Origin of the sequence: Isachenkonia alkalipeptolytica, from assembly GCF_009910325.1 — a bacterium.
Lineage (GTDB): Bacteria > Bacillota > Clostridia > Peptostreptococcales > T1SED10-28 > Isachenkonia > Isachenkonia alkalipeptolytica.
In genome coordinates this window covers 39,100-52,915 of sequence record NZ_SUMG01000004.1, presented here as the reverse complement: position 1 = coordinate 52,915, position 13,816 = coordinate 39,100, and the positions used below count along the sequence as shown (strand labels likewise).

13 protein-coding genes and 1 pseudogene are annotated in these 13,816 nt (G+C 44.3%); 3 read left to right on the top strand and 11 right to left on the bottom strand.

Annotated features, from left to right (window positions below; translation table 11 throughout):
• The first annotated feature begins 50 nt into the window (after positions 1 to 50).
• On the top strand, positions 51 to 1,130 hold the full coding sequence (locus ISALK_RS04645; protein WP_160719601.1) for a 4Fe-4S dicluster domain-containing protein: 1,080 nt from the start codon (positions 51 to 53) through the stop codon (positions 1,128 to 1,130).
• Positions 1,131 to 1,223: 93 nt separating this feature from the next.
• Here ISALK_RS04645 and ISALK_RS04640 read toward each other — a convergent pair whose 3' ends face one another.
• From ISALK_RS04640 to ISALK_RS04595, 10 genes and pseudogenes are all read right to left on the bottom strand, one after another.
• Complete coding sequence (locus ISALK_RS04640; protein WP_236660273.1) at positions 1,224 to 1,676, bottom strand: peroxiredoxin; 453 nt, start codon at positions 1,674 to 1,676, stop codon at positions 1,224 to 1,226.
• A 109-nt stretch (positions 1,677 to 1,785) separates the two neighbouring features.
• On the bottom strand, positions 1,786 to 2,523 hold the full coding sequence (locus tag ISALK_RS04635; protein ID WP_160719599.1) for a DUF429 domain-containing protein: 738 nt from the start codon (positions 2,521 to 2,523) through the stop codon (positions 1,786 to 1,788).
• A gap of 141 nt (positions 2,524 to 2,664) precedes the next feature.
• Entirely contained in the window at positions 2,665 to 3,738 is a 1,074-nt protein-coding gene (locus ISALK_RS04630) for a cobalamin B12-binding domain-containing protein (RefSeq protein WP_160719597.1), read from the bottom strand.
• Between the two features lie 206 nt (positions 3,739 to 3,944).
• Positions 3,945 to 5,957: an alpha/beta hydrolase family protein gene (locus ISALK_RS04625; RefSeq protein WP_160719595.1), complete on the bottom strand. Its 2,013-nt coding sequence runs from the start codon at positions 5,955 to 5,957 to the stop codon at positions 3,945 to 3,947.
• A gap of 149 nt (positions 5,958 to 6,106) precedes the next feature.
• On the bottom strand, positions 6,107 to 6,829 hold the full coding sequence (locus tag ISALK_RS04620; protein ID WP_160719593.1) for an ABC transporter permease: 723 nt from the start codon (positions 6,827 to 6,829) through the stop codon (positions 6,107 to 6,109).
• Between the two features lies 1 nt (position 6,830).
• On the bottom strand, positions 6,831 to 7,715 hold the full coding sequence (locus ISALK_RS04615; RefSeq protein ID WP_306770696.1) for an ABC transporter ATP-binding protein: 885 nt from the start codon (positions 7,713 to 7,715) through the stop codon (positions 6,831 to 6,833).
• Entirely contained in the window at positions 7,715 to 8,503 is a 789-nt protein-coding gene (locus tag ISALK_RS04610; RefSeq protein ID WP_160719589.1) for a MerR family transcriptional regulator, read from the bottom strand. The genes ISALK_RS04615 and ISALK_RS04610 overlap by 1 nt, the downstream gene beginning before the upstream one ends.
• A 353-nt stretch (positions 8,504 to 8,856) precedes the next feature.
• A pseudogene (locus ISALK_RS04605) lies at positions 8,857 to 9,255 on the bottom strand (C-GCAxxG-C-C family protein); the annotation flags it as partial.
• 24 nt (positions 9,256 to 9,279) lie between these two features.
• Positions 9,280 to 9,531 (bottom strand): hypothetical protein, encoded by a 252-nt coding sequence (locus ISALK_RS04600; protein ID WP_160719587.1) that lies wholly within the window; start codon positions 9,529 to 9,531, stop codon positions 9,280 to 9,282.
• A 225-nt stretch (positions 9,532 to 9,756) separates the two neighbouring features.
• A complete protein-coding gene (locus tag ISALK_RS04595) occupies positions 9,757 to 10,218 on the bottom strand; it encodes a YbaK/EbsC family protein (RefSeq protein WP_160719584.1) in 462 nt (153 codons plus the stop codon).
• Positions 10,219 to 10,473: 255 nt separating this feature from the next.
• Here ISALK_RS04595 and ISALK_RS04590 point away from each other — a divergent pair, with 255 nt between their 5' ends.
• Positions 10,474 to 11,700, top strand: a complete 1,227-nt coding sequence (locus tag ISALK_RS04590; protein WP_160719580.1) for an FMN-binding protein — start codon at positions 10,474 to 10,476, stop codon at positions 11,698 to 11,700.
• 80 nt (positions 11,701 to 11,780) lie between these two features.
• On the opposite strand, the gene ISALK_RS04585 is transcribed toward ISALK_RS04590, so the two are convergent.
• Entirely contained in the window at positions 11,781 to 12,893 is a 1,113-nt protein-coding gene (locus tag ISALK_RS04585; protein WP_160719577.1) for a M20 metallopeptidase family protein, read from the bottom strand.
• Between the two features lie 620 nt (positions 12,894 to 13,513).
• Between ISALK_RS04585 and ISALK_RS04580 the strand changes: the two genes are divergently transcribed.
• A complete protein-coding gene (locus ISALK_RS04580; RefSeq protein ID WP_160719574.1) occupies positions 13,514 to 13,804 on the top strand; it encodes a hypothetical protein in 291 nt (96 codons plus the stop codon).
• Positions 13,805 to 13,816 lie beyond the last annotated feature (12 nt).

Sequence of the window (13,816 nt, the reverse complement as noted above, 5' to 3'; positions counted from 1 at the left end):
TAAGATGATGAGATATTTAAAGACACACCCCTTTGGAGAGGATGGTATTTATGAAAAAGTATGATGAACGAGATAATATGTTTGCCCGTATGAATTTAACCCCCGGAACCCCGGAGTACCGGGAGTATTATAATGAGCACCCGGAGCTGAAGGAATCTGATGATGCTCTACGGGCCATGGCTCCCCTGGGCGGGGCCGGAAGCGCCACCTTCCATTCGGTGCATACACCCTTGGTTGGGTCCGCCTTTCAGTTTTTGTCGGAAATGAAGCACCTTAGCGAAGGTGCTCCGGCCTCCGAAAAAACCCCGCTTCCTTCCCCCGATGAAATGACAAAGCTGTTAAAAGGGCTGGCCGGCTTTTATGGAGCGAAGCTCACCGGGATCGCTCCGATGAACCCGCGGCACTTTTATTCCCATCGGGGTAGGGAAGCCGAAAGTTATGGGAACGAAGTAGACTGTGACCATCCCTACGGTATTGTTTTTGCCGTGGAGATGGATAAGGAGATGATCTTTCACGCCCCGGATGTTCCCGAAGCCTTGGCTGCAGTAAAGGGCTACGTGGATACGGCGGTAATCGGCATGATGATTTCTTATTATATCCGATCCTTAGGATATCAGGCGCGAAACCACATGGACGGCAATTACCTGCTGATCGCGCCCTTGGTTGCAGAAGATGCGGGTCTCGGTGAAATCGGCCGCCATGGACTGTTAATTACCAAGGAATACGGTCCCCGGGTGCGCCTGGGCGTTGTTACCACTGACCTGCCCCTGGTGGCTGATAATAAAGAGTCCTTCGGGATCCCGGAGTTTTGCCGGCTATGCAAGCGCTGCGCCCAGTCCTGCCCCGGAAAAGCCATCCCCTCGGGAGAGCAAACACTCATTGACGGCGAACCCCGGTGGAGAATTTCTGACACCGCCTGCTATCAGCGCTGGCGAATGCTCGGTACCGACTGTGGCATCTGTGTGGCCAGCTGCCCCTTCAGCATCGGTCTTGACCAGGAGAGCGTGAGGAAAATGGGGGATTCTCCTGAAGTGATGCGTCAACTTCTCAGGGATTTCAACCAAAAACATCCTCTACGACCGGTGAATCGGGATCCGGTCAAGTGGTTTACCTCCCACCCTAAGGATTAAGGACAAAAGAGTTGACAGGGGGACGGAGTTTTTGTCATCCCCATTACCGGATGACAAAAACTCCGTCCCCCTGTCAACGTCTCTTGTCAACTTTTAACCCTTCAGATATTCTAAAACATCGGCCACATGTCCCTTGGATTTCACCCCTCGAAAGGCCTTGACCACCATGCCCTCTTCATCGATGATAAAGGTGGACCGTTCCGTACCCATGACTTTTTTTCCGAACATATTCTTTTCCTTCAATACATCGAAGGCCTGATGAAGCTCTTTTTCCTGATCACTGATCAGCTCAAAGGGAAGCATGTTCTTCTCTTTAAACTTATCGTGACTTTTCATTCCGTCCTTACTGATACCGAAGATTTCATAACCCAAACCTTTCAATTCTTCATAGCTGTCTCTGAACTCAGAGGCTTCCGTCTGTCATCCCGGGGTGTTGTCCTTCGGGTAAAAGTAGAGTATATACTTCTTTCCTTTCAGTTCATCCCTGGTTACATTTCCCCCTCCTGTAACGGGCAGATCAAAGACTGGGGCGGGGTTTCCTTCCATCATTTTGCTCATGTAATTGCCTCCTTCCAACTTTTTATTATTTCGTAAAAAATACTGATCAAAATATACTCCGGGGTATATATACCCTTTTTGTACTTCCTTTCCCCTATTAATTCTTGACAGGAATCATAATAAATCCTTCCGGTATATCACCGAAAATTCTGGGCTCAGCCATTTCCTGAAAAACAGCAAATAAACCATAGGCACAGAGAAAGGCATCGATTTTGTCTTCCAGGTGTTTATGGTTTTTCTTGTTGAGCTCAAACCCTTCTGAATAAAGCTTTGGCGAGAGGCCTTTTACGGTCCCCTTGTCTTCCAGCACCGCTAGTTGATGGAGGAGGCGCTCCATTTCACCTTTGGTTTCCGCGTAGGGAATCTTACTTTTCCTTTTATATTTCACAGGGGCGATATCCGGAAAAAGTCCCACACAAATTCCCGTAGGGAAGGATTCCACAATTGTGGATTGTCCCGGTTCCGGGGATAAACGAAAGTCCATTTGGGGGAATGCCTCAAGAATCATCCCGGCTAGCTTCTCTCCCCGAATTTCTCCGAAGTTGTTGATTAAAAACCTTCGGCTGGCCATAAATGCAAACAGGCGATGCCCGTGAATTCGCCCCCGCATTAATGCCCGTTCCGCTTCCCGGGATCCGGTCTCGTTTTTCACCACAAGGGGAGCGTCGATGGCAACAGCAATCCCTTCATAAGCATGGTCCCTGATCAACTGCAATAACTCTTGATTATTGAATACTTTCGATTCCAAATACCGGACCTCTCCGGACTCATCCAGGATGCAGATTCCCGTTTCCTTCTTATAGGTCCAGGCCAGATCGATTCCTATAAACATCATATTCTTTTCCCCTTTTTTGGACCACTATACCTTGATATATCACAAGCAAAATAAATCATAACGCATACTCTTTCCGCTGATACAATCTCAAAATACCCACTGTAATAACCCTTAACGATTCTTAGTTTTCTATATGAAAGGTTATTGAAATTCTTCTTCTGCCCAGTCTATGAGTTCTCTACCTGTGGTGGAATAATAATCTATACCCCAGCGTTTCCACAATTCATTGGTATTAATGAACGCATGTCCTCCCACGGCAATTTTAACCTTCGGATAGGTCTCTTTTATTCTTGCCACAATTCTTTCACAAACCGGAAGATGAAGGGGCATTGTTACGGACAGGGCAAGGAGTTGCGGTTCATGCTCGCCGATGGCATGTAGAATGGACTCTTCCGGCAAAGCGGCGCCTAAGTAGTAGGTATCCCATCCCTTTTCTTCAAAGAGATCGGAAAGCATTCGGATCCCTAATTCATGAAGTTCACTGCCTACCGCACAGGATACCATCCTTTTATTTTTTCTCGGTTGCGAGAAAATTTCACTATAAAAACTTGCCATTACTGCTTGTGTGACCGCTGTCATATAGTGTTCCTTATCCACCGTGATCACATGGCGGTGCCACAACTCCCCTACTTCATGCATGGTTTTTCCAAGTATCGTATCATAAATTTCAACCAGAGGCACACCCTCTTCCCTAGCCTCTATTATCACTCTATGGGCCTCTCTAGTTTCGTTTCTCATTAAAGCCTCCAGATACATTTTTCGAATCTCATAGTGGGCCCCTTCTTTAAACTGTGTAGAATAACGGATCTTCGTTTCTGCTTTTTCCGTGACCTCAATGGCAAGATTCAAGTACGCTGTTGCGGTTTCCTGTTCTTCTTCGGAGAGCAGTGCCTCTCCCTCTTGATTTAATATTTCCGATAGAATTCTATAATGATCGTTCATTTGCGTCATAATTCGATCCCGGTCCAAGTCTTTCATTAAATTACATAACAGTTCGTAAATCCAGATTGCATATCCTTCAAATATTTTTTGGTCCTTAAAGTAAACCGCGGTCATCAAATAACTGATATTATAGACCACATCGTCATACATCAGTTTTTTTCTACGTTCATCCATCTCGTCTTCGAGCTGTGGATCCCGTTTAAATTGTTCTGTAAAGACCTTCTGAGCAATCTCTACAAATCTCTCATCGGCATAATTCATCAGTAAACTCATGGGATCGTCCCCTTTATTATGGTTTCGCTACACTTTCAGTCTAAATATAACACAATTAAGAAACTGTGCCAATTTAAAGTTGAGCCTATGTATACCGGACCGTGTACCTCTCCGTTTTTTTATCCCTCTTCCAACAACCCTCAAAAAAGAACCCCGATTGTTCCGGAGTTCTTTTTTTCCTATTCACCTGTAGAATTTTGGTATTTTTAGGATCTCAGATAATGATCAAACCAGTCGGTTATTTCTTTTAATCTTCGAACCCGGTGCTTCGGTTTCCCACTTCGACTGAGTTCATGGTTCTCGTCTCTAAACATGCACATCCTGGCGTCCACCCCATGATATTTCAGGGCAGTGAACATCTGCAATCCTTCCACCACCCAGCATCGGTAGTCTTCCTCGGCGTGAATAAAGAGTGTCGGGGTTTTTACCTTATTTGCATATTTCAGCGGAGACTGTTCCCAGATCTTTTCATGGTCTTCCCAGGGAGTAGTTTGATTTTGATCCTCCACGAAAAAGTATCCGATATCCGTCGTATTGAATTTTGAAATCCAGTTGGAAATACTTCGCTGGGAGGCCGCCGCTTTAAATCGGTGGGTATGACCGATAATCCAGTTAGTCATAAATCCGCCGTAGGAACCTCCGGTTACGCCAACCCTATTTTCATCGATGAAGTTATACTTTTCCAGTACTTCATCGGTAAATTTCATCAAATCTTCGTAATCAATGGTTCCGTATTTCCCTCGAATATCGGCAAATTTGTTGCCCTTACCATCTCCCCCTCGAGGATTCGAGAAGAAAACTACATATCCCTCACCGGCCCAGTACTGCATTTCATGAAAGAAATTTTCTCCATAAACGGTTTTGGGACCCCCATGGATATTCAGAATCCCCGGGTACTTTTTCTTTTCGTCGAAGTCCACGGGACGCATTACCCACCCGTCAATTTCCACCCCTTCGGCGGTTTTAACGGTTAAGGCTTCAGGGGTTGAAAGCTTTCGCTCTTTTTCCACCCACTGATTAAAATCGGTTAAGGCGGTTTCTTCTTTTCCCTGTTGTTTATACAATTCCTGGAGTTTCAGGCCTCTTAGACCGATAAACAGGAGCGAGTCCCCTTTTACCGAGTAGTCGTCCACGGTACCGGTGGTTTCAATGATTCTTTCCATATTCCCCTGGGTATCGATCCGATTTAAATAGGAACTGTACCCTTCCGTAGTGGTAAAGTATACATGATCTCCTTCCTTTTGAATGGTTCCCGCCACAGATCCGCCGTATCGGCAATCGGAACCCACGGAGTTTCCGATGCTTCGATCAAAGTCCGGTGTAAGGTTTGTTCTTGATCGGGTATTAATATCAATCCGATGGAACTGGGGGTTTTCATTTAATCCATAGCTCTTATGATCCTTCCCGGTACAAATCACCTGATCTTCGGTAATAAAGTTTACATATCCGTAGCTGAAGTCCTCATCGGGACTGATTTCCCTAACTTCCTTGGAGGCCAGGTTTTGTAGATATACTTTATTGGTTAATGGCATCTTATCTTTATAAGTGGTGGCGGTATAGACCACTTGGGTTTGATCTTCACTGAGATTGAACCCGCCAATGGTGGTGTCCTCTCCGGTTAAGGCTTCGATTTTTTCCGTATCCCGGTAATAAAGATAAAGACGATTCCGGTCTTTGTTGGAAAAGCCCTTTCCATTGGTCCAAAAGGGGATCTCGTCCAGGACTTCATAGTCCTTTTCTTCTTTTCTTTTTTTGAGTTCCTTTTTCTTCTCCTCCTCATCGAGGGTGCTTACATCCTTTTTTGTAGCATTGTATCCCGCGGTAAAAATAAAGGTATTCGGGTCAATTTGTTTGATCTGGTGGACGCTTTTGGGGATTCGAAAGGATTTTTGAGCCTCACCTCCGTGGATGTTCAGTTGATAATACTGGGTAAACGCTTCTCCCGACTCCTTCTTTTCTTTGTCCTTTTCATCCCTGAGGGCGGGAAATAAAATGGTTTCGTTATCCTTCAGCCAAATATAGCTGGTTTCTTTATCCAGACCGGTTAAGCGGATGTACTTGTCTTCCTTGGTTTTGTACAGCCAAATATTGGACTGGTATTCGTTATCCTCCAGATTTCCCTGGTGCACAACGAAACACGCGTATTCTCCGTTGGGAGCGTGCTGGACTCCCGATAAAAATTTGTAACGGGCAATGTCATCAATTTTTGTGCCAATCATCAAATCCTCCTCCTTGTATTAAATAACCTTCGTCATACTGGGTAACTTATACCCTGAATTTCTTTAGTATAACGAAGGTTTTTTTTCAGATACAATATTGGGAACCATTCATCCCTTGAAATCACAGCTTTTTCCCCGAAGAATCTCCTCTAAAAGTCCATTTTCAATTTTTCCAGCTTATAAGCAATCAATCCCGTCGCCCCCAGGATCATGCCCAGTATGATCAGTAAACTGGAAACCTCCAAGGGGTTGCCGCTTAGAATTTTCATTCCATGGGTGGTGGGGAGGATCATCCCAGCGTATTCCAGAGGTGTGGGCAGCATTTCCAGAGGAAACATAATTCCCGAAAGCATCATGGAAGGCAGGAAAATCACCTGGGATAGCATGGTCACTTGGGAAGTGGTTTTCCCATAAAGTCCGATCAGAATTCCTATCAGTAGGGTAGTCAAGGTAAAGGCAATCAACCCAAGGATAAATACGCCTAAATTCTGCGGTCTTGTTGCGTCGTAAGCCATTGGAGCGATAATAAAAATGACTACACTCATCACGGAAAGATTCACCAGCCCGGAAATTACCGTGGTACTGATAATGGTATGCAGGGGGATTCCTACGGATTTAAAGGTTTTTCGCAGATCCGTTCCCATATACTCTAGGATTCCGGAGGGAGTCCCAATTAAGGCCCCCATGGTTACGGCAAAAATCGCCATGGATGCAATCAATGTTTCCTTGGCCTCGGGCATGGTAGAGGTGAATACCGCCCCCATAACCAGGAAAAACAACAGGGGGACTGCGTAATAGGTGATCAGTATTTCCGCGCTTTTTAAATCCAGCTTGGTTTTTAAATAAAGGGTGAATAAATAGCTTTTCATCATTTTACATGCCTCCCTTGGCAATTTGAATAAACCGCTGTTCCAGGGTAGGTTTTTGGATTCTTAAGTCCGATAAGTTTAGTTGGTTGTTTTCCGTAAAATCCAAAATTTCCCGCAGCCCTTCCAATTGTTTCTCTGTTTTAAACCGATGGACCCCTTGAATGATTTGATGATCAAAGAGATGCTGAAATACAGGATTCGACAATTCCTCTTTCCACTGCACCTCAATCCACTGTTCTTTTTCCACTTCCCGGATGATCTCTCCCGGGGTTCCCATAGACCGGAGCTCTCCTTGAACCAGGATTCCCACCCGGTCACACAGGGCTTCCACCTCCGCCATGTCGTGGGAAGCCAGAATGATGGTGGTGCCCCCCTTTTTCAGTTTTCGAATTTCATCATGGAGGCTTACCCGGGCCTCTACGTCCAATCCAGCGGTGGGCTCATCCAAAAATAATACCTTCGGCCGGTGGGTTAAGGCCAGGGCCAAATGCAGTCGTCTTTTCTGGCCCGTGGACAGGGTTTTATAGGCTTTGTTTTCCAATACATCAAGACCTAAGTTTTCGAGCAAATCCTTTCGGTATTTTATTTGATTCCAATGGCAAAAGAGTTTCATGGAGTCCTTTACGGAGAGGTTTGCCGGAAGAGAAGAGGACTGCAACTGAACACCGATGGTTCCCCCTTCAATGGCTTTTTTCGGGTTTTCTCCAAAGACTTGAACCTCCCCCAGATCATACTCCCGAAGACCTTCCAGACATTCCAGGGTGGTGGTTTTCCCAGCCCCGTTGGGTCCCAGCAATGCGAAAATCTCCCCTTCTTCCACCGTAAAACTGATGCCCTTTAATACGGTTTCTTTACCGTAACTTTTTACCAAATTATTTACTTCGATCATCATTTTTCCTCCTTTAACTCAATGGCATTTTCCTCGAAATAGGCCGCCAGGGCTTTGGATATATACTTCTCCACGCTGCGAAAAACCTGTAAAAACTCTGTTGGCTTCTCTTCTCTGCTTTTTTCCGTCAGTTCCGTCAACTGCTGAATCATTTTCATATCCCCTTTGGTAAAACCCATAATCTCATCCCACCACTGCTTTGCTATGGCCATGCCTTCCTCGGAATCCGGTAAAATCCCTTGATCTTGTAATGCTTTCGCCTGATCGCAAAGGGCTTTCATTCTTTTAATATAGTGCTGCCCTTCCTCCTTTACCGTCCGTTCCTTGATTTTTTCATAGAGATCCTTATCCAGGTATTTAACAATCCAGTAATGTTCGTCCTGATTTCTCAGCAGATGAATAATTTCCAGAAACACTTCCCAGTCCACTTTCCCCAGTTGATTCATTTCTTTCCGAAATTTATGAAGCAGTTCATAGGTCACCTGATTTCTTTTGATTTCCTCTTCAATCAGGGCTTCCTGTTTGATTAAATACTTATTCATTTCCTCCACGGTTCCCGCCGGCATCAGCTGTTCTTTAATCTCCTTCAGGCTGAATCCGAATTCTTTCAAACTGAGGATCTGATGGAGCTTTACATAGTCCCGTACACTGTAGAGCCGCCGGCCCCCTTCGGTAAACTCCGTCGGTGTTACCAAACCGATCTGGTCGTAATACTGAATGGTTCGAACGGTCACATTCAATTTCTTTGCCACTTCTCCAACGGTCAGCTTTTTTTCTTTATCAAGCATATTCAAGCCTCCTTTTTTCACAGCCTTCAAGTTTTTCCATTACCGATTTTCTCACTTTTACTGTTTTTCTATGTTCTTCTCTTTTTTATTCGAAAGTATAAAAGTATCGCTTTATGTATTTGTTACTATCATTTTACTACATTACGTAACGTAATGAGCAATGCTTTTTTTATAATTATTTGAATATTTTTCGATCGTTGGATTCCTTTCGGTTATACAATGGATTCACTCGAAATTCAGACGTATTTTTGCAAAAAAAACCATGATACCAAAAGGATTTTCGGTATCATGGTCTATTACTTTATTAAATTAAAGGGGAGTTGATGTTTATGATTTACTATGGATTCACTGATTTAAGCAAATTCCCGATTTAACATGGTTGCTGTTTTTCGAACAACCTCCGCTGCAACCCCTGCACATCGGCTGGATCGTTCCGGAGATCCAAAGGCAACATCTTCCTTTTGAATAAATTTGGATACTGAGTCATAACACATTGTGGATTCCGCCACCGTCACTTCATGGTCCGGGAAATCCGGATTGTACACCGGCAGTTCTGCAGTTTTATACCAGTCAAAAAGCTCTTTTACCAATGCATTTTGCTTATCACCGGCAACTAAACCGATAAAACCCGCCGCTACTGCCAAGGTTCCACATAAGGAAGCTTCCAAAGCAAACCCGCCTGAAAAAGAACGATACATCATTGTTGGGATTTGATTGTAAGGGTATCCTACTTCTTCCGCTAAGTAACCGAAAAGACCTTCGGCTGTACCGACCCCTCATCCGCCTTTTTCTTTATAAAACTTATAGGCTCTTTCCGCTGCTTTATCGGGATCCATTCTTGTATAGGCTACAGGGTATTCAACCTGCTTTGCATCCAATCCCATTGATTCCTTCGCTTCAGCAACTTCCGCTTCACTGCATCCTGCAAGGACACTTCCCATTCCTCCAAGAAGAGTCGCTCCTGCCAAAGTGGTCCCCATTCCTTTTAAGAAGTCTTTACGGGTTAAATTTTTCTTTTCGCTGTTCATTATGATCCTCCTTTTTATCTTGAGGCTATTTTTAAATTGTTCACGAATGTTTTAGCATAGCCAACTTGTTAATTATTTGTTAATATCATTATATCCAATACAAGCCAAAAGATAAAATAAGACTTTACTATGGTTCATAAGTAACGCTTATAGCGCATAGCAGAAAGGAGACGAAGGTGTTTGAGTCATGATGACTCAAACACCTCCGTCCTCTTTCTGCTTAGTTTACTTTCCCACATCCACCCATCCTTCAAAACCGGTATGCTCTTCCAACTCCTCTATGGAGAGCTTAACCAGGCTATTCTCGCTACCGGCGGCGGGATAAACAAGGTCATTTTGTTTCAGGGAAACATCCAGGTAGATCTTCACCCCGGACTTTACAACAAAGGGACAAACCCCTCCCACGTCATGTCCGATCAGTTCCTTTACGGATTTTCCGGGAATCATTTTCGGCCGTCTGCCGAAGTGGCTTTTAAATTTTTTATTGTCCATTTTTACATTTCCGGCGGCTACCACCAATATCGGGGATTTATCCACTATAAAGGATAGTGTTTTTGCAATTTGCTTCGCTTCACACCCCAAGGCATCGGCTGCCATTTCCACCGTTGCACTGGACGTATTCAAAACCTCTACCCGACTTCCCAGCCCTTTATCCACAAAATACTTTTTAACATCTTCAAAAGACATGCTATTCCCTCCTAGTTGATCTTTTCATGATTTGTTTTCCTCTTTAATTTATTCTACAAAGATCCACATAAATCCTCTGTTTTTTTATTTCCTACTAATTTTTTCGTCAATTAATTAACCAGCATTGCATACATATACTAATTCCGGGTATAACCATAATAATCCTTCAATTTCAATAGTACTCTAATCGATATTGCTTTATGAGGAATATCTGTCCGTGAATTGGAAAGAGTGTGCTTTCAGGGAGGGAATTCTATGAAAAACCATGTTTTAGCAGTTTTAGTTTTAGCGGCTGTCAGTATCGTTCTTTTGTTTATCTTTGTCTCGGATCCCAACGGACCCCCGGATGACGTGGATATCACCCATGATTATGACGACGGAACTTACCGGGGCGTCTATGAGGATCAAGGAAACCAGCAGATCAGTATTGAATTCGACTTGGAAAACGGAGTTTTTACCGACATGAGTTATCGAAATCTTTTTTACGCCAGCAATGATTATCTTTCAGCGGAACCCGGCGATACCTTCTATCCCATTCGTTCCCAACATGAGCAGGCCTTGGAGTATTTAACCGGAAGAAGTCCCGATGATATTGATGATCTTTACCGCCCGGGAGAACTACTCGATGATTATGAAGGATTCAGCGGCGCAACTGTAAGAGGCACCAAAATCCGCTCTGCCATCCAGGATGGATTGAACCGAGGACTTTACGCCCCTGCCAATGAGGATTTCAACCGGGAGATCGGGGAATATGATGATGGAACCTACCGAGGATTTTTTTCTGACACCGGGGACCAGCAACTAAATATTGAGTTTGAACTAATCGACAATACTTTTCAGGACTTAAGCTATCGCCACCTTTACTATGCGGGGAACTATTATCTTGAGGCAGAGGAAGGAGATAGTATATACCCCATCAAACTGCAACACGAGCAGGTTTTAGACTATCTTGAGGACAGTGACCTTCCCACGATGTTTGATCTGCATGAGCCGGGCCCCGATGAGTTTGTTGAGGACATTGACGGGTTTACCGGAGCCACCCTTCGAGCGAGCAAGGTTTTCTCCTCGATGATGGATGCTCTTAACCGAGGACTATACCAACCTGCCGATGAGGACTATGACCGGGAGATCGCAGACTATCCTACAGGACGTTATCGGGGGGTTTACGGAGAGCGGGGCCAACAGCAGGTCAGTGTTCAATTTTATGTAATGGACGGAGAGTTTACCGATTTAACTTACCGTCATTTAGAATACGGGGACACTTACTACCACGAGTTGGAGGAGGGGGATGAACATTACCCCGTTACCGTACAGTACGAATATGTACTGGCCCATCTGGATGGTCAACCTCTGGATGCTCTGTTCGACCTATATTACCCGGAAGAGTTTATCGATGATATTGATGTCTACACCGGAGCCACCCTTCGGGCAAACAAAGTATTATCCGCAATTAAAGACGGATTCAATCGGGGCATTTACTAAATCTTTGCTCGTAGATAACCAAAGGGAGGGGAGGTGTTTAGTCACTATGACTTAAACACCTCCCCTCCCTTTGCTTTGTGCTATTTTAATAATCCTTTGAACATTTTCACCGCAGTCTCTATGATCTCGTCGGGAAAATCATATTCCTCGGTGTGAATTTCCGGATGATTTTCTCCGTTTCCGATAAAAAACAGTGCCCCCCGGGTTTTTTCCAGATAATAACCAAAATCCTCGGATCCACGCATACCTTCCTTCAGTTCAATTACAGTTAACCCATTGTCTTTGGCAACCCGTCTTACTTTATCCACGCTCTTTTTATTATTGGAGGTCACAGGGAAGCGGTCTTCATAGGAAATTTTAATATCCAATCCGTCGGATGCTGCTTCCATGCTTGCCATTTTTTCAACGTTGCGTAATAAACCCTCCAGCTCCGCCTCTATTTCTCCCCTAAAAGTAATGAGTAGTTTGCCCTCTGATGCAGCGATTCCGAATGCGCCTTCCCCCACCTCTACTCCCACTACGGTGCTGAGAAGCAATCCTTGACTGCTGGGCTTTTCCGTAATTTTCTCCAGTTTCGTAATCACTCTTGCTATGGCGTAGGCCGGATTCTTCCCGAATTCCGGCTGACTGGCATGGGTGGGTGACCCTTTCATTTCAATTATCATTCCCACAGAGCCAAAGTTGGTAGTTCCGTCAATCACTTGAACGGCGTGTCTTGGAGCGCCGCTTCTATTATGAAAAGCAAAGATTTCATCAATCTTCTCTTCATCGATAACCTCCCTGCACTCCCTTGCCCCTTTGGCAATCTCCTCGGCATGTTGGAAAAGAAAGAACAGATTTTGATCTGCTCCCTGTTGATCCACTTCCATAGCCAGTGCAACAAGGGCAGCAGCGTGGCCGTCGTGGCCGCATTTATGGGCGACCCCCGGATTCCGGGATCCGTAGGGAAGGTTGATTCCTTCCTTCATTTTAATCGCATCAAAGTCCGCCCGAAATGCGGTGTTTTTTAGCCCTTCCTTTTTCCGATATACCGCATAAAACCATCGACCCCGATCCCGGATCTCAAGCTTCGTATGTTCTTTTAAGAACCCGATAAGGGTTTCCTTAGTCCTTTTTTCCTCCATGGACAACTCCGGATACTGATGCAGCCGATGACGTAACTCGATGACCTTTGTAAGATTTTTCTTATTCATGGCTCATTGCTCCTTTTTACGAATGTATCGTTACCATAATTTTCGCACTTCTTGTTTTACCCTAACACAGGGATATCCCGGTTTCAATGTTTTTCCCCGGTCATTCTTCCACTGCAGTGGCTCTCCGCCCAAAGGCCGATCAACAAACACCCTTGAGGCTGACTTACAAGAAGACCTCCGACGGTTATTTCCCATTAGCATCCATACTATAATAAAGACAAGATCAAAGGCTACATAAAATATAAATAAAGGAGCGATTCCATTGGAAAATATTTTAGAAGTGAACGGATTTGAAACCATTACTACAAAAATCGAACAGATAAAGGAGGGAGAACAAATGGAAAAAAACCTTACAAGCACAAAATGAAACCTTTAACGTTACCATCGATAAATCAAATAGCCGAAAGCTTACATTGATTTTTAGCAAAGCCCATGATAAAGTAGCACAGATCTTAAACCATAGAGAAGTGGAAAAAGACATCCAAAAGGCGAAGGAGAACTACCACTATGGAAACTTCATGGGATAAAACCTTAAGACTGTCTAAAATCATAATAATGATAAGTAAAAAATAACCGCCGAAAAATCCATCAAATGATGGGAACTTAAGGCGGTTTTTTAGTTGGTTGGAATGATCCCCAGTTTATCCCTTGATCCTACCAAAGACAGATGTTATTCTAGGAAAAAAGGAGGTGGTCCTATTTTCGGGAAAGCTAAGCATTGGACAAAACGGGATTGGCTCAGGCATGGCCTGACCACATTTATGGCTTCAGTATTCTTTATTCTAATTCGCAGTTTCCTGGAGGACTTTGAAGGTTCTAGAGAGATGTTGATGCAGTTCATCGTTTTCTTTGTGATTTTCGGTGGCCTTCAGATCCTCTTTGGGGGTATTTTTAAGAAAATCCAAACTTAAAGGAGGTTACGG